Origin of the sequence: uncultured Senegalimassilia sp., from assembly GCF_902464545.1 — a bacterium.
GTDB lineage: Bacteria > Actinomycetota > Coriobacteriia > Coriobacteriales > Eggerthellaceae > Senegalimassilia.
On record NZ_CABQJR010000035.1, the window covers coordinates 1 to 23,782 of the forward strand.

A 23,782-nucleotide genomic window follows, 5' to 3' on the forward strand; every position below is an offset into this window, starting at 1 on the left:
GGACTGACTACGAATCAGTACGTCGGGGGTTCGAATCCCTCACGGCGCACCACTTAGCTTGAAATTCCGCAATGGCTCCACTGAGCACATGCGGTTTTTTGTTTTGTAGGCCAAAGAAAGGAACCCTGTTGAAGGTTCGAAAACCGAAACCTCACAGTATGTAGCCTTCCTTCGACTCCTCCCTTACGCTGGCAGCCGAAGGAGCAGGCTGCAGCGCGCTCTCGTTTGACAGAAGCTTTACGTGCCCATAACGCGGTTGCCGCACGGCAGACGTAGCATTATCCGGCACCTATAAAAGCCCCTGCCGAACGCGAGCATGGACAGTAAGGGAATTGATCATGCTCTATCTCTCTCAAATGCTGGGAAAGCCGGTCGTCGACTGCACCGGTGAGAAAATCGGCACCGTATCCGACCTCGCCATCTCCACGGGCGAGGTGTTTCCGCGTATCACCAGCCTGGCCTTCCAAGGTCCGGGCAAGATCCCGTTCATGATCTCATGGCGCAAGTACGTCGACGAGTTCGACGACGACGGCCTCACCTTGCAGGTCGAAGCGCACGACATCCGCTTCAGCTACCTGCAGCCTGACGAGGTGCTGCTCGCACGCGACCTCATGAACCGTCAGATCGTCGACACGCAGGGTCTGAAGGTCGTGCGCGTAAACGACCTGAAGCTTTCCGTTTCCGGCTCTCAACTGCGCCTGCTTGGCGCCGAAGTGGGCATCCGCGGCATCCTGCGCGGCCTTGCCCCCTGGATCGAGCGCTCGGTGGTCTCCATCGCCAAGGTCTTCGGCAAGAAGATCGACGAGCAGATCATCGCGTGGAACTATATGGACCTGCTGGACCGCGACCTTTCCGAAGTGCAGCTTTCCGTCACCCACAAGCGCTTGGACGAGCTGCACCCCGCCGACGTCGCGGACATTCTGGAGCAGCTGGATCCGCAGCAGCGCGCGAACGTGTTCGAGCACCTCGACGATGCCCAGGCAACCGAGGCCATCTCGGAGATGGAAGACGAGTACCAGTCCGACTTCATCGAGAGCTTGGACAACAAGCAGGCTGCAAACGTGCTGGGCAACATGGACCCGGACGACGCAGCCGACATCGTGCGCGACCTGTCCTACGAACGCGCCGAAACGCTCCTGCGCCTTATGGGCGTCGAGGACGCAACGGAGATCCGCCGCCTGCTCGGCTACAAGGACGGCACCGCCGGCGGCATGATGACCACGCAGTTCGTGTCCGTTGCCGACACCGATACCGTCGGACACGCCATCGAGGTGCTGCGCGAGCTTCCCGAGGACCATCCTTCCGTCCACTTCGTGTACGTGCTGGACGAGTACGACAAGCTGGTGGGCGTCTGCTCGCTGCGCACCCTGGTGCTCACCGATGACAAAACGCCCATGTCGAAGTGCATGTACGACGACCTGATCACCGCAACGCCGGACGAAACCGAAGAGGACGTCTCGGCCGACATCTTCAAGTACGACCTGACCGCCATGCCCGTCGTGGACGAGCACGGCGCGCTGCTTGGCATCGTCACCGTCGACGACGCCTGGGACGCCATCGAAGACGACGTCAGCAGCGACAAGACGAAGACTTCCGTTTGGAAGTGGGTGGGCATCGCGACCGGCGCCGTGATCTTCTTGATCCTGTACACCCTTGTCGTACTGCAAATCGTAGGATTCCATTGGAGGTAAGCCGTGGTTTTGAAGCAGAACGGCAAGACCGGGCGCGTTGCCGACATCGATTCGCATAACCCGCTGGAGCGCAGCAGCTTCCACACCGGCGAGGCCACGCTGTCCCCCGAGCAGCTTGCGGAAAAGCAGGCGCTCGAGCAGGCCGGCGGCTCCAGCAAACAGAAAAGCAAACTGCTGCTCATCTTGGCCGCAATGGGCCCGGGCATCGTCACGGCCATGGCCGGCAACGATGCCGGCGGCATCTCAACCTACTCGACCGTTGGCGCGCAGTTCGGCTTCGCCACGCTGTGGGTCATCCCTATCATGTGCGTGCTGCTCATCGTGGTGGAAATGACCGCCGCGAAGATGGGCGCCGTCACCGGTAAGGGTTTCGCCGCGCTCATCCGCGAATCCTTCGGCATCAGGCTCACGGCGCTAGCCATGCTCGCGCTGCTTATCGGCAACGTTTGCACCACGTTCTCCGAGTTTGCAGGCATCGCCTCGGGCATGGAGATGTTCGGCGTGTCGAAATACATCGCCGTGCCCGTCGCCGCGTTAGCCGTCTGGCTGCTCATCGTAGGAGGCAGCTACAAGCGCGTGGAGAAGGTGTTCCTCATCTTGTCGCTGGTGTTCCTCACCTACGTGATCGCGGCATTCTTGGCGCAGCCGAACTGGGAGGATGCGGCTATCAACACCATCGTTCCCCATGTGGTGTACCAGCAAAGCTTCGTTTCACTGGTCATATCCATGATCGGCACCACCATTGCGCCCTGGATGATGTTCTTCAACCAGAGCAACGTGGTTGAGAAGGGCATCAAACCCGACGAGCTGTTCACACAGAAGGTCGACGTGGTCTCCGGCACCGTAGCTGCTTGCTTGGTCGCGTGGTTCATCATCGTCACCACGGGCACCGTGCTGTATCCCCAGGGAATCGTCATCAGCGATGCCGCCGACGCGGCTGCCGCTCTGGCGCCGTTCGCGGGCAAATACGCCGAGGCCCTGTTCGCCATCGGCTTGATCGCCGCATCGTTCTTGGCGGCATGTGTGCTTCCGCTGACTACGGCGTTCGTTATCTGCGAGGCATTCGGCTGGGAGGCCGGCGTGTCCTTCAAGTGGAAGGAAGCGCCGCTGTTCAAGAGCATCTTCACGTTCGTCATCGCGTTCTCGGCCGTCATCGTGCTCATCCCGAACATCGACCTCATGGGCGTCATGCTCATGGCGCAGTTCATCAACGGCCTGGTGCTGCCGGTACTGTTGGTGTTCATGGCGCTGATCTCGTCGGATAAGCGCGTCATGGGCAAGTTCAAGTCCGGCCGCGTGACGAAGGTGCTCATCTGGATCACCGTAGGCATCGTCTCCGTGCTCACCGCAATCCTGCTCGTTATGCAGGTGTTTGGAATCGGGTAGAACCGGAAACGGTGTCGGATTCCTTGCCGTGGATGCGTTCAATCATGTTCTGCAGGGTGATGGAGGACATATAATCTTCCATTTCGCGTTCGACCGCGGAGCATGCGGCGGTGATGTCCTGCAGCAGGTCGCTTATTTCCTCCCCCGCTTCCTTACGCTCCGAACGCGGGCGCTCATTCTGCAGCGCGTTGAAAACGTCAAGCATGCTGATATTAGAAGCGTCCTTCGCCAGGATGTATCCGCCGTTTTTGCCTGGACGTGCATGGATGATCCCGGCGTTGCGCAGCAGCTGCGCCAACTGGATCAGGTAGTCGCGCGGAATGGACATCTCCTCGGCTACCTCGCGCGATGAGCATATCGAGCCCTTTTCCGCTAGATACAGCACCGCACGCATCCCATATTCGACCGAAGCCTTGAAGTGCACCGTTTCCCTCGTTCCTATTTCGTGTTCGATGCTCCAAGCAGGGACGGACGATGTACACCTTCCCTGTTTTCTTCGTCAACGAAATCCCTGGTCATCTGTTATAGAGGCTTTCGCAAACGCATTGGAGCCCAGTGCATCGCGATTCCACCGCCCATGCCCATGCTCGGGCGGTGGGCGGTGAAGCGCTGCCTGCCGAAGCCTCAGCTGCACCGTGAAGCGATGCTCGCCAGGTCTCCAGCTGCACTGCGAAGCGATGCCTGCCGGAGTCCCAACTGCACCGTGAAGCGCCGCCTGTCAGGGCCTCGGCTGGGCGCACCGCCGCCTCGTTTCCCCGTTGTTGTCATAGCCATCGCCAGACCCAACGAGTATGCTTACATACTAGCGCAAGCGATAAACCTCTACTTTATTGCTATGCTTTTTCACACGATGCTGAGATTTCGTCCATTTTTGAGGAAGACGATATGACTTTGAAACAAGACACGCGTGCTTCGGTTCTTGCACGACGCAAAGAGATTCCTCATGCCGAGCGCAAAGAGAAAAGCCGTCTCATCTGCGAGCGATTCCTTGTGGAAATCGAGAACCGATTTGCGGGCGAAACGCCCTCGTGCGCTTCCACCAAGCAGCTGCGCATCGCCGCTTACGAACCTATGAGCAGCGAAGTTGACGTACACCCTCTGCTATTTGCGGCATACGAACGCGGCTGGGAGGTGTTTCTGCCCTGCATGGCCAAAGATGCTCCAAATGCGCCGGCGCACATGGTGTTCTTCCCGATCGCGCAAAACCAGCTGACCGAGCAGCGCCCCGCCTTCCTCGACCATCCCGCACGCCCCTATCTGCTCGATGACCTGCACGCCCAAGGCTGGCGAGGAGCCGATGAGCAGCTGTTCGACATCGCTGTCATCCCCCTGGTCGCCTTCGACAGCGGCTTCATGCGCCTCGGGTACGGTGGCGGAAACTACGATCGGTTCCTTCCCAAACTGCGTGATGACTGCTTCGTAGCCGGCGTGGCATTCGAAGAGCAGCGCGTCGACCGCGTGCCCACCGAACCTCACGACCTTCCCCTCCCCCGCATCTTCTCGGCATAGCGCGAATGCGGGCGAGACGGCAACATGGCGCGGAAAAGAACGGACGGCAATAGCATTGGTAGGCTGCTACATCTTCTAGGGATGCCCGCTAGCAAGGACGAGCACCTTACGCGCCCGAAAACAAGGCTGAATCAACAGGCCTTCTGGTGGAGTCAAACCCCGCGCTTTTTCCGAAAATAGCTGTTCAGTAAAAAAGAGAGGGCCCCGAATGGAGCCCTCTCTCTTCGCATTCTTGCCACTTTTGCGGCGCTTGCCGCGCGTCGGAGCTTATTTCTTCACGCCGATGTTGGACTTGTGCAGGATCTTCACCGCAACCACGATGAGCACCGCGCCCAGCACCAGGGAAATCCAGGGATTGCCCGTGAAGCCGGCGACGATGTAGCACACGAAGCAGACGACCATGACGGTGGTCGCGTACGGCAGCTGCGTTGCCACGTGACGCAGGTGGTTGCACTTCGCGCCCGCGGACGACAGGATGGTGGTGTCCGAGATCGGCGAGATATGGTCACCATACACGGCACCTGCCAGCGTTGCGCCCACGGCAACCAGGAACAGCGGATCGCCCTCGTTGAACACGCCGACGACGATGGGCAGGATCAGCGCGATGGTGCCCCAGCTCGTGCCCATGGCGAAGCCGATGAAGCCAGCCACCAGGAAGATGATGCACGGTAGGATGGCCAAGCTCACACCCAGGCTGTTCAGGAAGCTGCTCACGAAGTCGCCCGTGCCGAGCATGTAACGGCAGCAGCCGCCCAAGCTCCATGCCAGCACCAAGATCATGATGGCGCCGACCATGGAGCGCACGCCCTCGGAGATGCTCTCCACGAAACCGCTCAACGTGGTCAGGCCGCGCGGCAGGAACATGGCGCCGGCAACGCACAGGGCCACCGTAGCGCCGATGCACAGGCCGCCGACCGGGTTCTCGCCGACAGCGGTGGCGAAGTCGACGCCCTCGAAGAAGCCGCCCGTGTACATCATGCCCAGGATCGAGAAGAAGATCAGCACCAAGATAGGCACGATCAGGTCGTAGACCTTGCCCTTCTCAGAGATGTCAAGGCCCTTGTACTCATCGATGGCCGCCGATGCGGACTGCTCGATATCGGCCTGTTCGGTGACGACCGACTCCAGGTTCGTATGGTCGTCGGGATCGGCTTCAGCCTGATCGGAAAGGCCCATGGTGGACAGCTTCTCCAACAGCTTGCCGCCCTCGGCAGAAGCGCCGTCGGAGGACTGTGCCTCCGCCTCGGCGGCGCGCATCGGACCGTAGTCGTTCTTGTTCGTGATCAGCATGAAGAACACGAAGAAAATGGTGAGCAGCGCGTAGAAGTTGTACGGGATGGACTGCACGAACGTGGTGAAGCCGTCGTCTCCCAGATAACCGCCGACCGCAACGGCCCACGAGGACACCGGCGCGATGATGCAGACCGGGGCTGCCGTGGAGTCGATGATCCAGGCCAGCTTCTCATGGCTGACATGGAAGCGATCGGTCACGGGGCGCATGACCGCGCCGACCGTCAAGCAGTTGAAGTAGTCGTCGACGAAGATGATGATGCCCAGCAAGCCGGTGAGCACCTGCGCGGCGCGCGCGTTCTTGATATGGGTGGACACCCACTCGGCATAAGCGCGGCTGCCGCCCGCCGTGGCGATGACCACGGTCAGCGCCCCCAACAACGCAAGGAACAACAGCAACGCCCCGTTATCGGCGATCTGCAGCGCCATCGCGTTCGGCACATCGGTGAATGCCGTGACCAGCTGATCGACGCCGACACCGTTGAGGGTGAACTGGTAGATGACCATGCCGACGAACACGCCGATGGTCAGCGACGAATACACCTCTTTGGTGATGAGCGCCAGAGCCAACGCCAGCAGCGGCGGCACGATGGACCAAGCGCCGGTGCTGATAAGCTCGAAAGCCTCTTCCATTTCCCTTCCCTTTCTCCATAAGGTCCTCAAAGTCCATTGCGAATCAGTATACAAGCGCAACGGTCGAACCGCACTAGGATTCCGCCGGAGGGGTTTCACGTGAAACAAAAGGAATAGGTTGTCGGGAGGCGGGTTCTCCGCCCGATCGAGCGGCAGGCCGGTATACCGAAAGGAACGTTTAAGCAGTGCGGAGTCCGCATCGAAGAAGGCGTTTCGCGCAACGGAACCCTCTCTGAACCACATCGCCTTATGCACTGGCTGGCGGATACGGAACCCCAGACGTCGAACTCAACTATATATAGGGAGAGGCAGACGATAAGCTTCGTCCGCCTCTTCCTTGAAGGCACTCGGTTTTGCGTGATTCGCTAACCCATAACGGCAAACCGTAATTGGAAGACTATTCCGCGCCCTTGCGTTCCACGGCCAGCTCATGCTGGTATTCGCGGTCGATGGCGCCCTCGGGGCTCGGCGGGTTCACCTCGAAGGGAACGGACTTGGTAAACAGGCTGACCACCGGCACGATGATCAAAGACAGCAGCATGGCCAGGGCTCCGCAGTTGATGGGGCTGGCGATCAGCGGCGTGCCCATCAGCGTGAGCACCATGTTCCCGCTGGTCAGGCACACGCCAACGATGAAGCTACACCAAACGGCGGCCTTGGAGATGCGACCGGAGTACAGGCCCCACAGGAACGGGCCGAGGAACGCGCCGGCCAGCGCACCCCAGGAGATACCCATGAGCTGCGCGATGAACGTGATGGAGGAGTTGTACTGAATCAACGCCAGCGCCGCAGACACGATGATGAACACCACGATGAGGACGCGCATCCAGCCGAGCTTGCTCTGCTCGCTCATCTTCTTCACCACGTTGCTCTGCAGAAGGTCGAGCGTCAGCGTGGAGGACGAGGTCAGAACCAGCGAGGACAGCGTGGACATGCTGGCGGACAGCACGAGCACGATGACGATGCCGATGAGGATATCGGGCAAGGTGGACAGCATGGTCGGGATGATGGAGTCGTACACCGGGATGCCGGTGGGACCGATCTCGATCTTGTCGGCGTACAGACGGCCGAAACCACCCAAGAAGTAGCTACCGCCGGCAACCACGAACGCGAACAGCGTGGAGATGATGGCGCCCTGCTTCACCGCGGGGCCGGACTTGATGGCGTAGAACTTCTGCACCATCTGCGGCAACCCCCAGGTGCCAAGGCTGGTCAGCACCACCACGCCGAGCAGGTTGAACAGGTCGGGGCCGAACATGCTGACGAACGGGCCGGCCATCTGCGAGCCCTCGGCCGGGATCTGCGACAGCGTGGTGATGGCCTCGCTGAAGCCGCCGTTGTTCAGGATAACCGCCGCAATGACCGCGACGATGCCGAACAGCATGACGATACCCTGCAGGAAGTCATTCATGACGGTTGCCATGTAACCGCCCAGAACCACGTACAGGCACGTGATGACGGCCATACCGATGACGCACACCTCGTAAGGAAGACCGAACGCCATACCGAACAGGCGGGACAGGCCGTTGTACACGCTTGCGGTGTAAGGGATCAGGAACACGAAGATGATGGCCGCGCTGGCGATGCGCAAGCCCTTCGACTGGAAACGCTTGCCGAAGAACTCGGGCATGGTGGTGGCGCCTAGGCGATGCGTCATCTCACGCGTGCGCGGACCGAGCACCCACCAGGCCAAAAGGCTGCCGAGAATGGCATTGCCGATGCCCGCCCACACGGCGGCGATACCGTATTTCCAGCCGAACTGGCCGGCATAGCCGACGAACACCACAGCGGAGAAGTAGCTGGTGCCATATGCGAATGCGCTCATCCAAGGGCCGACGTTACGCCCGCCCAGAACGAAACCGTCGACGCTGGTGGTGGTGCGGCGGCAATACAAGCCGACCCCGACCGCTACGCCGACGAAAATCAAAACCATGCAGATTTTTGCGACCATGATCGTTCCTTTACCGATCGATATCGTGTAGACCGTGGAATCTTCCCTGTTCGGAAAGCAGCTGCCCCTCGTCAAGGACACGGTTGGGCAAGCGAACGCATCTAAGTCGCCCAACCCGGAGACGCACACGGCACAAGCCCGAGTTCGCTGCGAACATACGCCACGTCTAACGGACGCACGCAGCGGCTAAGCCCCGTGTGCTACAGATATCGATAGGAATAATAATAGGAAGGAAGGCAGGGCTTCGTCGCACCGCATTCACAGGCGGTCTTACCCGCAAAAGGCATCGTTTGGACTTCGAAGGCACACAGCATGGCAGTCAGCTCAGCGGGCTGCTGAGCGCTGCGGGATGCGGTGGTATGTCCGTTCACGATGCTCATGGACGCTACTCTACCACAGTCAAGTGCCTTTCCGTCCAGGATTTTCCTGAACGGCAACATTATTTCCTAGCAAAGCGGTTCGAATTAGAAAAAGCGAAGCCGGGCACGTGACCCGGCTTCGCTTCTCATTCAATTTGTTCGCAAGCTTTTAGTAGCGGGAGTCGAAGATGCGCTTCGACTTCTTCTCGCTGCGCGGCAGCTCGCCCATGGGAACGCCCTTCGCCTCGGGGGTGCAGCCGATCTTCGCCTTGAAGATCGCCGCCAGCTGCTGCTCGCATTGCTCGCGCTCCTCGCCCTCAAGCGGCGTCTCGAACAGCACAGTGAGCACATCGCGGCCGTTGATTGCCTCGATCATCACCTGATACTCGGACGACGCGCCATCGGTGAACTGCAGAACCTCCTCGATCTGGGAGGGGAACATGTTGCAGCCCTTCACCTTGACCATGTCGTCGGTGCGTCCCGTCAGGATGTCGATGCGCGGGTGGTGGCTGCCGAACTTGCACTTGCAGTCGCCGGGGATGATGCGCGTCAGGTCATGCGTACGGTAGCGGACAAGCGGCGCGCCCTCCTTGCGCAGCGTGGTGAGCACCAGCTCGCCCACTTCGCCGTCGGGCAGCTGCTCGCCGGTCTTCGGGTCGACGATCTCGCAATATACGTAGTCTTCCCAGATATGCATGCCATGATGCTCTTCGCAGGAGATGCCGATGCCCGGGCCGTAAATCTCGGTCAGGCCATAGATGTCGAAGATCTCGATGCCCAGCTCGTTGGCGATGCGCTGGCGCATCTTCTCTCCCCAACGCTCGGAGCCGATGACGCCCTTGCGCAGGTCGAGCTTGTCGCGCAGGCCGCGCTTCTCTATCTCCTCGGCAAGCAGCAGCGCATAGCTGGACGTGCCCGTGATGACGGTGGAATGCAGGTCCTGCATCATCTGCAGCTGCTTTTCGGTATTGCCGGGGCCCATAGGGATGGCCATGGCGCCCAGGCGCTCGCAGCCCAGCTGGAAGCCGATGCCGGCAGTCCACAGGCCATAACCAGGGGTGATCTGGATGCGGTCGGTATTCGTGATGCCCGCCGTCTCGTAGCAGCGAGCGAACATGGTGGCCCAATCGTCGACATCCTTCTGCGTGTAGGGGATGACGACCGGGGTGCCCGTGGTGCCCGAGGAGCTGTGGATGCGGATGACCTTCTCGTCCGGCACCGCCTGCAGTCCCAGCGGGTATGCCTCGCGCAAATCGGCCTTTTCCGAGAACGGCAGCTTCTCGAAATCTTCCTGGGTCTGCACGTCGGACAGATCGATGTCCTTGAATTTACGGGCGTAGAAGGCCGAACGGTCCTTCAGGGTTTTAAACTGCTCTTTGATGATCTCAAGCTGCTCCGGCTTCATCTGCATAGCATGCTCCCTTGTTCAAATGGCTTGCTTCTTTTTTATTCATGCGATGTGAGGAAAAGTGCGTAGGCGCTTCAAGCCCGAAAAGGCTGCGGGAAAGCACGGCAAATCGGCCCCAAGCCTTACAGGTCTTGAAGCTAAAGCCATCGACCAGCCAACGCGGTGCGCGCGGCTGAGGAGAAGTGGATGTCGAATACCGAAGTCATACTGGTCATTGTAGGCCAAACCAAACCGCAAGCAACCCCCAAAACCGGCAACGGGACCGATTTGCGGTCCCGTTGCTTGTTACAGAAGGTTTTCGGCGCTACTCCCCCACCGCCACGTTGATGGCTTGCAGGTTCATATCCACGAAGCGCGGCTTGACGCAAGCCGCGATCGCCGCGCGAAGGTCTTCGACATCGATGGGCACGCATCCGGTTTGCAAAGCCTTGGCGAGCAGCAGGCTGTTGAGCACCTTGCGGCTGCCGGCTGCCTGCGTGAGCGCGGCATCGTCGACGGGCACGAGCTTCGCCTGCGTATCCGTCAGCGCGCGCTCCATGTTCGCGATCACGTCGCAGGCGCGATACGGGTTCTTCGACAGCGCCGCCGTCACCGGCTGAACCGCGGTGGTGGCGAACACCAGCGTCCCCGTAGAGGCAAGGAAAGGCAGCACGCGAGCGGCCTCTGCCGGCTCGAACGCGATGATCAGGTCGGCGGTTCCTCGGCTGACCAGGGGCGCATGCACCTGCTCGCCCTTGTTGCCGATGCGCACGTGCGACACCACGTTGCCGCCGCGCTGCGCCATGCCGATGGTCTCGGCCGTGCGCACCTGCCAGCCCTTTTCCAAAGCGGCCTGGGCAAGCACCTTCGCAGCCAGAACGGTTCCCTGACCGCCTACGCCCGTGAGCAGGATGTTCAGCATGCTAGGCCTCCTTCTTCTCGCTTGCGGCGGATGCGGCGTCGACCACGGAGATGCAGTCGAACGGGCACACCTGCGTGCACAGCCCGCACCCGTTGCACTGTCCGGCGTCGATGAACGCCTGGCCGCGCTCCCCGCTTTTCGGGCCGCGGGCATCGATGTTGAAGCCGATGCCGGGGCATCCGATCTCGGTGATGCACTTCTTGCAACCCGTACAACGCTGAGCGTCCAACACCACAGGAGCGGCCGGCTTGAACAGCTGCACGCAGGGGCTTTCGAACATAATGGCGGACGGCCCCTCGAAATCGATCGCCTCACGCGCGGCGTCGATGGACTGCTGCAGGTTCAGCGGGTCGGCGTGCACGATGCACTCGAAACCGACCGCCTTCAGCACTGCCTCGATGGAAACCGGCTTGCGGCGCTCGCCCATCAGCGTCACGCCCGTGCCCGGATGCGGCTGGCTGCCCGTCATGGCGGTGGTGGCGTTATCCAACACGCACAGCGTGAAGTCGTGGCCGTTGTACACCGCGTTCACGATTCCCGGCAAACCGCTGGCGAAGAACGTCGAGTCGCCGACGAACGCCAGGGCCTTCTTCTGAGGTTCCACCACAGAGAAGCCCTGCGCCATGGTGATGCCGGCGCCCATGCACAGGCACGTGTCCACCGCATCGAGCGGCATGGCGTTGCCCAGCGTGTAGCATCCGATGTCGCCGCAGAACACGGCCGGGGCCTTGCCCAGCGCACGCTTTACAGCATAGAAGCTGCCGCGATGCGGGCAGCCCGGGCACAGCACCGGTGGGCGGATCGGGAGGGGCTGCTCGGGGTCGGCGTTTTCGTAGGTTGCGGCATCTTCGGCCTCCGCCAACTCGGGGACGCCAAAGTAGACGGCCAGGCGGGCAAGGATGTCATCGACATCGTTCTCGCCGCGGTCGCGCGCTTCGCCCGTCAGCTTGCCGCGCGTGTTGTATTCGGCATGCGTCCTGCCCGCGAACGCCAGCAGCTCGTCCTCGAGCACGTGGTCGAGCTCTTCGAGCACGAGCACATCGGTCAGACCCTTGGTGAACTCGGTGCACGTGCGCTCAGGGAACGGGAAGGGAGTGCCCACCTGCCAGAAACGATATGCCGGCAGCTGCACGCTGCGTTCGTTCGCACGCTCCTCCAACAAGCGAAGCGCCTCAAGCGCATAGGCAGCCGACACGCCGCCCGCAACGATACCATGACGAGTGAGCTGGCCAGCCACACGACGCTCGTCGACGGGATTGAATGCGCTCAAAACCGGGTTCGTCGCGTAATCGACGGCGATTGCACGCAGGCGCTCGTTGATTTCCCCATGACCCTCATAGGCGCGCTTCGGGAAGATGACCCATCGCGGCCCGCGCTCGAAGCCCTCCTCGGGAATGGGCTTGGCGTGCGTTTCCTCGGCAACATCGAAGAACGTCGAGGCATGGCACACACGCGTGGTGGGACGCACGATGACCGGCGTCTTGTAACGCTCCGAAAGCTCGAACGCCGCCTTCATCATGTCGAAGCCTTGATCAGGCGTTGCCGGGTCGAGCACCGGCACCTTGGCGAAGTTGCCGAACCTACGCGTATCCTGCTCGGTTTGCGACGAGATAGGACCGGGGTCGTCGGCCACGAACAACACCGTGCCGCCCTTCACCCCCACGTAGTTCAGGCTCATCAGCGGGTCGCTTGCCACGTTCAGGCCCACCTGCTTGCAGGTGAACAGCGTGCGTGCGCCGCAATACGATGCGCCGGCGAGCAGCTCGAGCGCGCTCTTTTCGTTCGTGGACCACTCCACATGGATGCCCTGAGCGGCTCCGGAAGCATGCAGCTTCGCCACGGTTTCCGTCACCTCGGACGACGGCGTCCCAGGATAACCCGCGACTACGCGCACCCCCGCCTCAAGTGCGGCATGGGCGAACGCCTCGTTGCCCATAAGCAGTTTCTTCGTCATATGTTTCCCCGCTTCAAAGCCCGATTTCAGGAATCGTCCCCTGTGTTGTTTCACGTGAAACAACGTGGAGAGAATCGTCTTGATACCTGTTCATGATAGCAAAAGGGCGACAGGTTGCCCCGTCGCCCTTTTGCAAGTGGCCGGCTTTACGCCTCGGCCATGGCCTTCTTCATGTCGATGATCTTCTGACGAGCACCATCGCAGCCGGTACCCATGATCTGCACCGCCAGGATAGCCGCGTTCTTCGCACCGTTGATCGCAACGGTGGCAACCGGCACGCCGGAGGGCATCTGCACCATGGACAGCAGCGAATCCAAGCCGCCCAGGTCGCTCGTCTTCATGGGGACGGCGATAACCGGGTCGGGGGTGTAAGCGGCAACCACGCCGCCCAGGTGAGCAGCCTTGCCGGCAGCGGCGATGATGACCTTGATACCGCGCTCGTGCGCAGTGGAGGCCCACTCATGCACCTCGGCGGGCTTGCGGTGCGCGCTGGCAACCTTCACCTCGTACGGCACGCCGAACTCCTCAAGCTGCTTCATGCAAGGCTCCATGGCGGGCATATCGCTTTCGGAACCCATGATGATGCCGATGACGGGATTCTTATGATCGCAAGACATTTCGCAACCCTTTCAACACGTGATTTGCTTTCCAAGGCAGTGTAACGCGGAAGCAGGAACATAGGGAAAACCGCACGCAAATTATGGGAGATCGAAGTGTGACAAAGCCAGGGAAGCGAGAACAGCAAGGTTAGGGAAGCAAAACCGAGAAAGCGGGACCCAAACACCAGAAGCGAAATAACAAGACCGGAATAACGAGTTCAAAAGAACCACCCCCGGAAAAGCAAGCGAGAGCATCGAATCGGAAATGATGATTCTCGAAACAAAAAGCCCGATGGTTTTCACCATCGGGCTTTTGAAGTTCATGGTGGTCGGAGGGGGACTTGAACCCTCGGCACGGGGATTTTCAGTCCCCTGCTCTACCAACTGAGCTACCCGACCAGAAGTCGTTCGTTGCGAACGCGAGTTAGTATATTACGGCAGCAAACGCTTTTCGTCAACCCCGATTCAGAACTTTTTTGAGATACGCTTCCCTTCCCCAGGAAAGCTCACCTAAACAACCCTTAAACGAGCACTTGACCAGCAAATATGCAACACGCTTGAGACCGCTCGGCAACAGCAGCGAACCTATGCATACCTTGCCGCTAAGCAGCTAGCTGCGAAACCACCGCCATAACGCGACTCGCGCGTTCTTTCGGCAACGCACCCCGCTACTTGCACTCGGCACAGCCGCTGCCGAACAGCAGCTCCTTCTCCTCGCCGGGAAGCGCGGCGCGGGCCTGGTCGCGCAGGTTGTTCACGCCGATGAAGAACTGGCGCATCATGACGACCAGCAGGTAACGGCCCTTCGGAGTCAACGTCAACTCGTCGGCGTTGTCGGTAGCGAACGCGCCCGAGGCCTTCATAAACGCCATCTCCACCGGCAGGCCCATCTCTACCGAGCAGCCGAAGTCCTTCTTGAACTGGCGCTTATCAAGGCGCAGGCCGAACAGCTGCATCATGAAACGGTAACGCATGCGATCGCGCTTGCTGAAGGTGGTTTTGCCCATGATGGACATGTGACCTGCCTCGATGCACTTGTTGTAGTCCTTCACGCTGAAGGTGTTCACGTACAGGTTGCTGCCCAGGTAGGTGATTCCACCGCTGCCGATGGCCGGATACTCCTCGTAGTCGACCACGTACTCGTCGATCATGGCGTCCTCGTCGGCGGCCGACGTGTTCCTCTTGTTGAACGTCCACGCCGAACCGTGCTCGAACAGGTGCAAGGGACCGCCCGTCAGCAATTCGCTGATGATCTCGTAGTACTTCTGCTCGCGGGCGTAGTCCACCTTGCCCACGGTGCGGGCAAGGCTGCGCTCGACCGACGGTGAAGCCATCAGCGGATAGAACGTGGTCTGCGTGCAACCGCTCTCGATGACGCGCTCGATATCGTTGATCAGGATATCCTCGGTTTGCGCCGGGAAGTTGAAGATCATGTCCGCGTTCATGGACACGAAGTACGGGCTGGCGTCCTGGATGCGCTCGAGGATCTCTTGGCCGCAGCCGTACTTGTCGTAGCGGTCCATCTGCTTGAGCAGGCCATCGTCGAAGCTCTGCACGCCCACGGACAGGCGCTGCACGCGGCCCTGCAGCTTATCCAGATAGCTGGGAATCAGGTGGTTCGGGTTCGTCTCGCTTGAAACCTCCTGGATATTGAACAGCTCGCGCGCCTGGTCGATGGTGTCGCACAGCTCATCAATCATGATGGTGGGGGTGCCGCCGCCGATGTAAACGCTGTCGAAATCATAACCCAGGTCCTTCAGCATGCGCATCTCCTTGCGCATGTTCTCGAAGTACGGGCGGGCGCGCTCCTCGCTGAACGGGAACCTGTTGAAGCTGCAGTACGGGCACAGACGCTCGCAGAACGGCACGTGCATGTACAGCATGTAGCGTTTCCCCTGCTCAGGTGCAGGCATCATCACCTCATCGGTGGGTTTGAGCTTCAGGTATTGGTTTGTGCATTGGCGAACCACGTTCGTAAGCAGGCGCTCTGGCAGCATGTACGCGCGCTCCTTTTCTCGTCCTAATGAAAACGGTAGGAATTATATCCTACCGTTTCAGTCTCATATAATCTCGACGAAAGCTTCGCTCCCCGTGCACGAAAGGCGCGGCCTTACGCCCAGGCTCCGCGACCTGCGGCGGCCTTCGCGCCGATGTCGGAGCGCAGCTGCTTGCCCTCGAAGTTGATGACGTCGCATGCCTCGTAGGCCTTCGCACGGGCATCGTCGAACGTCTTGCCCAGCGCGACCACGTTGAGCACGCGGCCGCCAGCGGTAACGAGCTCGCCATCGGCGTTGCGGGCGGTGCCGGCATGGAACACCGTCACGCCTTCCATGGCCTCGGCGTCCTCAACACCCAGGATGACCTTGCCCTTCTCGTACTTGCCCGGATAGCCGGCGGAAGCCAGCACCACGCACACGGCCCACTGATCGTCCCACTCGAGCTCGATGTCGTCGGGGCGGCCTTCGGCCACGGCCATCATGACGTCGACCAGGTCGGTCTTCAGACGCGGCAGGACGACCTGCGTCTCGGGATCGCCGAAACGGGCGTTGTACTCCAGCACCTTCGGCCCCTCGGGCGTCAGCATGAAGCCGCCGTAGAGCACGCCGCGGTAATCGTTCTTGAAGGGCTCGCGCGCCGTTGCCGCCGCGGCGACCTTCATCATGTGCGTCATGTCGGCAAGCTCCTCATCGGTGACGATGGGCACCGGGGAGTACACGCCCATGCCGCCCGTGTTCGGGCCGCGGTCGCCGTCGAAGGCGCGCTTGTGGTCCTGGGCGGTTGCCATGCAATGCGCCTTGCCGCCGGAGACGAACGCGAGCAGCGAGCACTCCGGGCCGGTGAGGCACTCCTCAACGAGCACCTTCGAGCCCGCAGAGCCAAACGCGCCATCAAAGCAGCTGCGCACGGCGTTCTCCGCCACCTCGATGGTATCGGCAACGACAACGCCCTTGCCAGCTGCCAGGCCGTCGGCCTTCACGACGACAGGGGCGCCCAGCTCGTGCGCATACTCAAGCGCCGGCTCCAACTCGGTGAAGCTGCCATAGCGAGCCGTGGGAATGCCGTTGGCCTGCATGAACTCCTTGCTGTACGTCTTGCTGCCCTCGAGCTGCGCACCCTGCGCATCGGGACCGAAGACCGCCACGCCAGCTTCGCGCAGCACATCGGCCACGCCCGCCACCAACGGCGCTTCCGGGCCGATGACCACCAGGTCGATGGCATTGCCCTTCACGAACTCCAGGACGGCCTGGCCATCCTCGGCGTTCAGGCCCTCCACGTTCTGCGCGACGGAGTCCGTTCCGCCGTTGCCCGGGGCCACGTACAGGTTGTCGGTACGGGGGGATTTCGCCAAGGCCCACGCAATGGCGTGCTCACGGCCGCCGCCGCCCAAAACCAAGATGTTCATGTAACTAACCCTCCATTTCCAGCTCTCGGATAATATGCATGTGCGGGACCGCAGATTCATGCAGCCCCGCACGGGATTCGCTTCGCTATTCAGTGACAGCAGTCCATCAAGTTTATCGACGCCTTACCAGCCGCGCATGATGGTCTGGTCGCGATCGGGGCCGACGGCCACGATGCTGATGGGCACGCCCACCTTCTTCTCGAGATACTCCACGTAGCTCTTGGCGTTCTCCGGCAGCTCGTCGAACGTGCGGCAGGAAGTGATGTCCTCGCCCTTCCAGCCGGGCAGCTCCTCGTACACGGGCTTGGCGTGGAACAGGACGCTTTGCTGCATGGGGAAGTAGTCGTAACGCTCGCCGTTGCACTCGTAGGCCACGCACACCTTGATGGCGTCGAAGGCGGAAAGCACATCGAGTTTGGTCAGGGCCACGTCGGTCAGACCGTTGACATCGGCGGCATAGCGCGCGATGACGGCGTCGAACCAGCCGCAGCGGCGCTTGCGGCCCGTGGTCACGCCGTACTCATGGCCGACCTGGCACAGCGTCTCGCCTTCCTCGGCCTCAAGGCCTTCGCCGCCGTCCTCGGCGTACGTCAGCTCAGTGGGGAAAGGACCGCCGCCGACGCGGGTGATGTAGGCCTTCTGGATGCCCAGCACACGGTCGATGTTGACCGGGCCCACGCCCGAACCGGTAGCAGCGCCGCCGGCGCAGCAGGAAGAGGACGTGACATAGGGATACGTGCCGTGGTCGATGTCGAGCAGGGTACCCTGCGCACCCTCGAACAGGATGGACTTGCCCTCGCGCACGGCGTTGTTCAGCATCTGGCTGGTCTCGGCCATGTACGGCTTGAGGATGCGGGCGTACGGCAGGTACTCCTCGCAGATCTCCTCGACCGTGTAGGTGTGCAGGCCGTAAATCTTCTCCAGGATGGCGTTCTTCTGAATCAGGGCGGTTTCGACCTTCAGGCGGAAGATCTTCTCGTCCATGAGGTCCTGGATGCGGATACCCTTGCGAGCCACCTTGTCCTGGTAGCACGGGCCGATGCCGCGCTTGGTGGTGCCGATCTTATGATCGCCCAGGCTCTTCTCATCGGCGCCGTCGAGATCCTTGTGGTACGGCATGATGACATGCGCGTCGCAGCTGATCTTGAGGTTCTTGCAGGAGATACCCTCGGCCTCGAGCATGGCCATTTCCTTGACCAGCACGCCGGGGTCGACCACCACGCCGTTGCCGATGACGGGAATGGCGTTCTCGTACATGACGCCGGAGGGCATCAGGTGAAGCGCCAGCTTCTTGTCGCCGTGGATAACGGTATGGCCTGCGTTGTTGCCGCCCTGATAACGGACGACGTAATCGTATTCGCTAGCAATGAGATCGGTGATCTTGCCTTTACCTTCGTCGCCCCATTGGGCGCCAACCAGAACGGTGCTGGGCATGTGTGCGCATCCTTTCGATAACAGTGTCGCAACCCTCACAGTGTACTACAGAACCACTTCGGTAAGGCCCGGATCGGCCACGCGCATGGTTTCAACGATTTCTTCATGGCAGGTCAGCAAAATGACCTGACGGTGGCACGCCAGCTGGGCCAACGCCTTCGCCGCACCCGCACGGCGCTGGGAATCGAAGTTCACCAGGATGTCGTCCGCGATGATGGGAACGGCGCGTCCCACGTTGTCGGCGGTGACGAGCAACGCGATGCGCAGCGCCAGGTACAGCTGCTGGCACGTGCCCAGCGACAGATGCACGGGCTCGCGCACGGTGCGCAGCGCGTCGGTCACCTGAAGACGGCCGTCGGCGCTCATGGACACCTTCACCCACTTGCCATCGGTCATCAAGCTGAGCAGCTCGCTTGCGCGGGCGTACACCTCGGGCTGGCTTTTGCTCTCCCACGACGCGATGGCCGCCTCGAGCATATGGCGCGCCAGCAGCAGCTTCGCGAACTCCATGGCCGCCTCGTCGCGGCGCGTTTGGAGCTGCTGGGCCTGAAGCTTCAGCTCGTCGAAGCTGCGCTCGCCCTTCGCCTGGGAAAGCAGCTGGCGAAGCTCGCCGTAGCGGCGGTTCAGGTGCTCGCTCGTCTCCATCAGCCCCTCGCGCTGACGCGTTTTGCGCGCGATGAAGGCGTCCACCGCCTCGAGCGTTCCGCGTTCGCGGCGCATGCCGATCTCCGCGTACAGGCCCTCACGCGTTTCGCGGGCCTTCTCAAGCGACTCCTCCAACGCCGTGCGGCGTGATACGAGCGCCTGCTTGCGCTGCACGTACAGGGCGTTCTCCGCGCGGACGTCCTTCGCCTCATCAAGCAGCGCACGGGCGTGGCGCAGGGAATCCTTCGCCTCGGAAAGCCCCGCGGCGGCAAGCTCGGCCCGCACGGCTTGGCGTTGCTGCTCCTGCTCGGCCAGACATGCTTCCAGCTTCTTCTTGTCCTGCAACATGACCCAGTGCCGGTCCTGAACGCGCTGGGAGCGCTCGTCGCCTTTCCTGCCCGGCTTGAACAGCATGATCAGCGAGGCCGCGGCGAGCACCACCGCCACCAGCACCAAGAAAAATCCCAGCGCGGTGAACGAAAGGCTGGTTATCTCGCGGCCATGCATGAACAGCGGGATGCCCGCGAACATGAAGGCCACGGGCAGCGCCACGGAAAGGCCGATCTGCACACGCTGCTGACGGCGTGCGCGAATCGCCTCGTTTTGCTCGTCTTGAGTCTCGAGCATCGCCTCGTAGGCAGCCCTTGAAGTCGCGTAGTTGTCGCGCGCCAGGTCGACGGCGTGCTCCGTCTTCGCCTCCTGGACGGCAAGCGCCTCGATGCGGTCGCGCAGATGGCGCTCCTCGGTAGCCGTGATGCCCGCCAGCTCCTCGGGATGCTCGCGCTGCGCCAGCCTATGCTCGCAGCGCAGGCTCTCCTCCTGAGCACGCAGATCAGCGATCTTCTCCTCCAGCTCGGCTTCGTCCGCCTCGGTCTTCTCCAGCGTTTTGCGATTCGCCTTCAGCGTCTCGATGGCGGTGTTCAGGTCGCCAATCTTCGCCAGCAGCTCATCGCGCTGCGGCTTCAGCTCGGCGAACTCGTGGTCCTCGCGCTTCAGGCGCTCTACACGATCGGATTCGACGGCGATGCGACGGCGCAGCTCATCCTGCTCCGCTTCGAGCTTCACCAGCGATTTCTCGGACGCGGCAGCCTTCGAGGTGAACTGCGCCAGACGCTCCTGCAGCGCGGTCAGCGCATGCGCCGGGGAAGCCCCCGTGCCGGAGCCGGCCGTGAGCAGCTTGGCCGTCACGTCGGTGGTGTTGCGCAGCTGGCGCAGCTCGTCACTGGTTAGGCTGAACATGGTGCGATACGTTTCGCGGTCGATGTCGTCGGCGACCGACGCGTCGCCCTGCAGCCCATCGGCATTGCGGATGCGCGAGACTCGCGATGCCTCCGAGCCGTCCTCGTTGGCGAAGAACAGCGTTCCCGCACGTTCGGCGTTATCGGGCTTATAGGTGTTGCGTTGGCCGCGGGCCTCTTCCCAACCGAACAGGACACCGCCAACGAACTGGGCAAACGTGGTCTTGCCGGCCTCGTTACGGCCGAACACCACGTTCATACCCGGCCCGAACGGCCCGATCAGGCGGTTGGAGAACGCGCCGAACGCGTCCATCTTGATATGTTCCAGATACTTGCCCACTAGCGCTCTTCCCCTTGCGACAGCATATCGAGCACCAGGTCCTCGGCCTGCTCCGACAACTTCCCCACCTTGCCGGCGCAGCTCGACGGCATCTGCAGCCCCCGATCGAGGAACTCCTGCTGCAGGAAGGCCACCTGCTCTTCGGGAAGGGATCGCTGCGTCTCGGCCACACGCAAAAACACCGCCGGGAACAACCCTTCCTCACGCAGGGCCTGCTTATCGCGCGGCTCCTTCGTTTCGTCGACCATGGTGTCGCAGAAGAACGACGCGTACGAATCGTTCACATGCTTGCGCAGGTCCTCGAGCACATCGGGACGGGAAAGTACCTCGTGAAGCGCGGTCGTGCCCGTCAACACGATACGTGAGATCATCTCCTCGCAGTGCGCTTTGCCGTTCGCACGGAACAGCTCCCGAATGATCAGGTCGCTGATTTCGGGCAATGTGGTGCAATCGGACACGTCCACGCGCAGGCGCTGCCATACCACGCTTGCCGTGGGGATGAATTCAAGCTGCGGGACCGCACCTTCGGAAAGCGTGACCAGCTGCGCCCCGCGCGGACCCGTTTCCTTGATGTCGCGCCCCTGGATGCACCCGGAGAACGCGATGCGGGGGCCATCCTCGCCGGGATGGATATATCGCATGTGGATGTGCCCGCACGCCCAGTAATCCATGCCGGCGGAAAGCAGCACCGAGGGGTTGACCGGCGCTTTCACGGGGTCCAAGTTCAGCCCGGTATGCAGCATGCCGATGGCGAAGGGGGCCTGCGCAACGTCAGGTTCGCGCTGCTGAAGGGCCGCAAGCGCCGCATTTCGCGTGATGCCGTCGGCGATGCATTCGTCTATGGGCCACGATTGGTTGTAGTATCCGCGGCCGCCGATGATGCAAAGCGGCTTCCCGTTGCGCCTGAACAGCTCGAAACCCGGCTTGTCCGCCGGTAGCATATGGACGTTCTCCGGCAAGGAGAACGTGCTTTGCTGCCAGGAGGTGTAGGGATCGTGGTTGCCCGTGATCAGGTACACCGGGATTCCCGCTTTTCCCAGCGTGCGCATTCCCTCGAAGAATCGCAGGTAGTCGCCGTATGATGCGCGCGACGCGTCGAACACGTCGCCCGAGATGACCACGAAGTCCACCTTGCGGGAGACTGCCGTGTCTATGACGCGATCGAATGCTTCAGCGATGGCCTGCACCAATCGGGCAGCCCACGCAGGCGACACCTTGGCAAGGCCGCGGAAAGGCGCACCAAGGTGAAGATCGGCGGTGTGGAGGAATGTCAGGCTCTCAGTCATAGCTTCAGTTTACCCCGGCCCCGTCGTTGCGTGCGCTACATATAGTCGGGAACGCGCGAATCGTCGATGAAGTCCATGAAGCGCGTGTATTCCGCGTTGAAGGCGAGCGTGATATCGCGCGTGGGACCGTTGCGGTGCTTGGCGACGATCAGCTCAGCGGTACCCAGGTCGGGACGGTCCTCGCTTTCCGCCTCCATCTCGTCCATGCTTCGGTCGATGAACATGACGATGTCGGCGTCCTGCTCGATAGCGCCGGATTCACGCAGGTCGGACAGCATCGGACGCTTCTTGCCGCGCATCTCCACGGCACGGGAAAGCTGCGACAGTGCGATGACGGGCATGTCCATTTCCTTGGCAAGCACCTTCAGGCCACGAGAGATTTCGGCGACCTCGACGGCGCGGTTCCCGTCGCGACGAGCCTGCGGCGGTTGCATCAGCTGCAGGTAGTCGACGATGATCAGGCCCTTTTCAGCGTCGCGCAGCTCACGACGCGCCTTCGCGCGCAGTTCAAGAATGGAAAGCGCCGGCGTGTCGTCGAACTCGATCTTCAGTTTGGAAAGATTACTGGATGCCTCGATGATGGCGGCCCAGTCCGCGTCCTGCACCTGGCCGGCGCGCAGCTTGGACAAGCTCACGCGCGCCTCGGAGGCAAGGACACGTTGCACCAGCTGGGAGGCGCTCATTTCCAGCGACAAGAACGCCACGGTGGCGCCCAGTTTCGCCGCGCTCGTGCACAGGTTCAGGGCGAAGGCCGTCTTGCCTACACCAGGACGAGCCGCAAGGATGACCAAGTCGCCGCCGCGGAAGCCGTGGAACAGATCGTCCACGTCCTTGAAGCCCGACGCAACGCCCGAAATCTTGTTTTCCTGCGCTGCCATCTCCTGCAGTTCTTCGAAAGCATCCACCAGCAGCGTATCGATGCCGGTAAACGCGCTGGACACGCGCTTCTCTGTGACCGCGAACAGCGTTTTCTCCGCCTGCTCCACAACGACGCCTAGGTCGTCAGGGGCATCGTAGGCAAGCGAGCGAATCTCACCGGATGCGCGGATAAGATCGCGCAGAATGGACGTGCGCTTGACGATCTCAACGTGATTCTGCCAATTGACCAGGGCGAACGAATTGCTGGCAAGCTCCAGGATGTACGCCTGGCCTCCAACGGCCTCAAGCTGGCCCGATGCCTTCAGGTTATCGGCAACCGAGATCTGGTCAAGCGGGATGTGACGCGTGTAAAGATCGAGCATGGCCTCGAAAATCCGCTGATGGGCAGCTCGATAGAAGTTGTCAGGGATAAGTTTGGCGGCAACGTCCTCGATGGCTTCCTGATTGAGCAGGCACGCCGCCAACACCGATTTCTCAGCTTCTATGTTCTGGGGCTCCATTTTACGGATCGAGGAGCTCTCAGGCACCTCAGGGGCGAAGTCGGGATTGTAGGGAACGTCAACGGGCATGCTGCTCATCCTTTCTTGTATCCGGCTTATCATACCGCACTCGGAGTTGCGCCGCGGATACCGCAAGGCGTCACCCGAACACCGACAGAAGCGCTAAGCAGGATTGGTGCTCCGCACACTGCCTAAATCTCTGCCAGGCAATAATGCACCCCTCTTCACCTGAAACAGCGATAAGCGCCATGTGATACGCCCAAGCAGGAGACACGCACCCCTTTAACCGTCACGTGGATGAAGATTCGCTAATGGCTCCTAAATCAGGACCACCCGCATAGCGGGTGGTTTGCTCTTAGGGTATAACCCATGGAAG

At 61.4% G+C, this 23,782-nt stretch carries 16 protein-coding genes and 1 tRNA gene; 3 read left to right on the top strand and 14 right to left on the bottom strand.

Annotation, left to right across the window (positions count from 1 at the left end; translation table 11 throughout):
• Positions 1-338 precede the first annotated feature (338 nt).
• Both RDW26_RS08660 and RDW26_RS08665 read left to right on the top strand, forming a co-directional pair.
• Entirely contained in the window at positions 339-1,691 is a 1,353-nt protein-coding gene (locus RDW26_RS08660) for a magnesium transporter MgtE N-terminal domain-containing protein (protein ID WP_307983284.1), read from the top strand.
• A 3-nt stretch (positions 1,692-1,694) separates the two neighbouring features.
• Entirely contained in the window at positions 1,695-3,077 is a 1,383-nt protein-coding gene (locus RDW26_RS08665) for a divalent metal cation transporter (protein WP_307983285.1), read from the top strand.
• On the opposite strand, the gene RDW26_RS08670 is transcribed toward RDW26_RS08665, so the two are convergent.
• Positions 3,052-3,501 (bottom strand): Rrf2 family transcriptional regulator, encoded by a 450-nt coding sequence (locus tag RDW26_RS08670; RefSeq protein ID WP_307983286.1) that lies wholly within the window; start codon positions 3,499-3,501, stop codon positions 3,052-3,054. The two genes, RDW26_RS08665 and RDW26_RS08670, sit on opposite strands and share 26 nt — an antisense overlap.
• A gap of 461 nt (positions 3,502-3,962) precedes the next feature.
• Between RDW26_RS08670 and RDW26_RS08675 the strand changes: the two genes are divergently transcribed.
• A complete protein-coding gene (locus tag RDW26_RS08675) occupies positions 3,963-4,586 on the top strand; it encodes a 5-formyltetrahydrofolate cyclo-ligase (RefSeq protein WP_307983287.1) in 624 nt (207 codons plus the stop codon).
• A gap of 267 nt (positions 4,587-4,853) precedes the next feature.
• Here the strand turns inward: RDW26_RS08675 and RDW26_RS08680 are convergent, their stop codons facing one another.
• The 13 genes from RDW26_RS08680 to dnaB all read right to left on the bottom strand — a co-directional run bounded on the left by RDW26_RS08680 (position 4,854) and on the right by dnaB (position 23,475).
• The gene (locus RDW26_RS08680) at positions 4,854-6,509 is read right to left on the bottom strand and encodes a Na+/H+ antiporter NhaC family protein (RefSeq protein WP_307983288.1); all 1,656 of its coding nucleotides are present in this window, start codon (positions 6,507-6,509) and stop codon (positions 4,854-4,856) included.
• Positions 6,510-6,906: 397 nt separating this feature from the next.
• Entirely contained in the window at positions 6,907-8,460 is a 1,554-nt protein-coding gene (locus RDW26_RS08685; protein WP_307983289.1) for a sodium:solute symporter, read from the bottom strand.
• Positions 8,461-8,988: 528 nt separating this feature from the next.
• Positions 8,989-10,230: a phenylacetate--CoA ligase gene (locus RDW26_RS08690; RefSeq protein WP_307983290.1), complete on the bottom strand. Its 1,242-nt coding sequence runs from the start codon at positions 10,228-10,230 to the stop codon at positions 8,989-8,991.
• A gap of 301 nt (positions 10,231-10,531) precedes the next feature.
• Positions 10,532-11,128: an indolepyruvate oxidoreductase subunit beta gene (locus RDW26_RS08695; protein ID WP_307983291.1), complete on the bottom strand. Its 597-nt coding sequence runs from the start codon at positions 11,126-11,128 to the stop codon at positions 10,532-10,534.
• A gap of 1 nt (position 11,129) precedes the next feature.
• A complete protein-coding gene (locus tag RDW26_RS08700) occupies positions 11,130-13,082 on the bottom strand; it encodes a thiamine pyrophosphate-dependent enzyme (protein WP_307983292.1) in 1,953 nt (650 codons plus the stop codon).
• Positions 13,083-13,228: 146 nt separating this feature from the next.
• Positions 13,229-13,699, bottom strand: coding sequence for a 5-(carboxyamino)imidazole ribonucleotide mutase (gene purE / locus RDW26_RS08705; protein ID WP_276667854.1), 471 nt, complete (start codon positions 13,697-13,699; stop codon positions 13,229-13,231).
• Between the two features lie 305 nt (positions 13,700-14,004).
• Positions 14,005-14,080 (bottom strand) — tRNA-Phe (locus tag RDW26_RS08710).
• Between the two features lie 269 nt (positions 14,081-14,349).
• Complete coding sequence (locus RDW26_RS08715) at positions 14,350-15,678, bottom strand: coproporphyrinogen III oxidase family protein (RefSeq protein ID WP_307983293.1); 1,329 nt, start codon at positions 15,676-15,678, stop codon at positions 14,350-14,352.
• Positions 15,679-15,791: 113 nt separating this feature from the next.
• Entirely contained in the window at positions 15,792-17,084 is a 1,293-nt protein-coding gene (purD, locus tag RDW26_RS08720; protein WP_307983294.1) for a phosphoribosylamine--glycine ligase, read from the bottom strand.
• 123 nt (positions 17,085-17,207) lie between these two features.
• Positions 17,208-18,518 carry an adenylosuccinate synthase gene (locus tag RDW26_RS08725; protein WP_307983295.1) on the bottom strand — a complete coding sequence of 437 codons (1,311 nt, stop codon included), beginning with the start codon at positions 18,516-18,518 and terminating at the stop codon, positions 17,208-17,210.
• Positions 18,519-18,563: 45 nt separating this feature from the next.
• A complete protein-coding gene (locus RDW26_RS08730; protein ID WP_307983296.1) occupies positions 18,564-20,741 on the bottom strand; it encodes an AAA family ATPase in 2,178 nt (725 codons plus the stop codon).
• Positions 20,741-22,027, bottom strand: a complete 1,287-nt coding sequence (locus RDW26_RS08735) for a DNA repair exonuclease (protein ID WP_307983297.1) — start codon at positions 22,025-22,027, stop codon at positions 20,741-20,743. Before RDW26_RS08735 ends, RDW26_RS08730 begins: the two co-directional genes overlap by 1 nt.
• Before the next feature lie 35 nt (positions 22,028-22,062).
• Positions 22,063-23,475 (bottom strand): replicative DNA helicase, encoded by a 1,413-nt coding sequence (gene dnaB, locus RDW26_RS08740; RefSeq protein WP_294381767.1) that lies wholly within the window; start codon positions 23,473-23,475, stop codon positions 22,063-22,065.
• Positions 23,476-23,782 lie beyond the last annotated feature (307 nt).

What these genes read in the sequence shown, in the direction of transcription:
- RDW26_RS08660 (WP_307983284.1), top strand. Translation starts at nt 339, where the DNA reads ATGCTCTATCTCTCTCAAATGCTGGGAAAGCCGGTCGTCGACTGCACC.
- RDW26_RS08675 (WP_307983287.1), top strand. Translation starts at nt 3,963, where the DNA reads ATGACTTTGAAACAAGACACGCGTGCTTCGGTTCTTGCACGACGCAAA.
- RDW26_RS08680 (WP_307983288.1), bottom strand. Translation starts at nt 6,509, where the DNA reads ATGGAAGAGGCTTTCGAGCTTATCAGCACCGGCGCTTGGTCCATCGTG.
- RDW26_RS08685 (WP_307983289.1), bottom strand. Translation starts at nt 8,460, where the DNA reads ATGGTCGCAAAAATCTGCATGGTTTTGATTTTCGTCGGCGTAGCGGTC.
- RDW26_RS08690 (WP_307983290.1), bottom strand. Translation starts at nt 10,230, where the DNA reads ATGCAGATGAAGCCGGAGCAGCTTGAGATCATCAAAGAGCAGTTTAAA.
- RDW26_RS08695 (WP_307983291.1), bottom strand. Translation starts at nt 11,128, where the DNA reads ATGCTGAACATCCTGCTCACGGGCGTAGGCGGTCAGGGAACCGTTCTG.
- RDW26_RS08700 (WP_307983292.1), bottom strand. Translation starts at nt 13,082, where the DNA reads ATGACGAAGAAACTGCTTATGGGCAACGAGGCGTTCGCCCATGCCGCA.
- purE (WP_276667854.1), bottom strand. Translation starts at nt 13,699, where the DNA reads ATGTCTTGCGATCATAAGAATCCCGTCATCGGCATCATCATGGGTTCC.
- RDW26_RS08715 (WP_307983293.1), bottom strand. Translation starts at nt 15,678, where the DNA reads ATGCTGCCAGAGCGCCTGCTTACGAACGTGGTTCGCCAATGCACAAAC.
- purD (WP_307983294.1), bottom strand. Translation starts at nt 17,084, where the DNA reads ATGAACATCTTGGTTTTGGGCGGCGGCGGCCGTGAGCACGCCATTGCG.
- RDW26_RS08725 (WP_307983295.1), bottom strand. Translation starts at nt 18,518, where the DNA reads ATGCCCAGCACCGTTCTGGTTGGCGCCCAATGGGGCGACGAAGGTAAA.
- RDW26_RS08735 (WP_307983297.1), bottom strand. Translation starts at nt 22,027, where the DNA reads ATGACTGAGAGCCTGACATTCCTCCACACCGCCGATCTTCACCTTGGT.
- dnaB (WP_294381767.1), bottom strand. Translation starts at nt 23,475, where the DNA reads ATGCCCGTTGACGTTCCCTACAATCCCGACTTCGCCCCTGAGGTGCCT.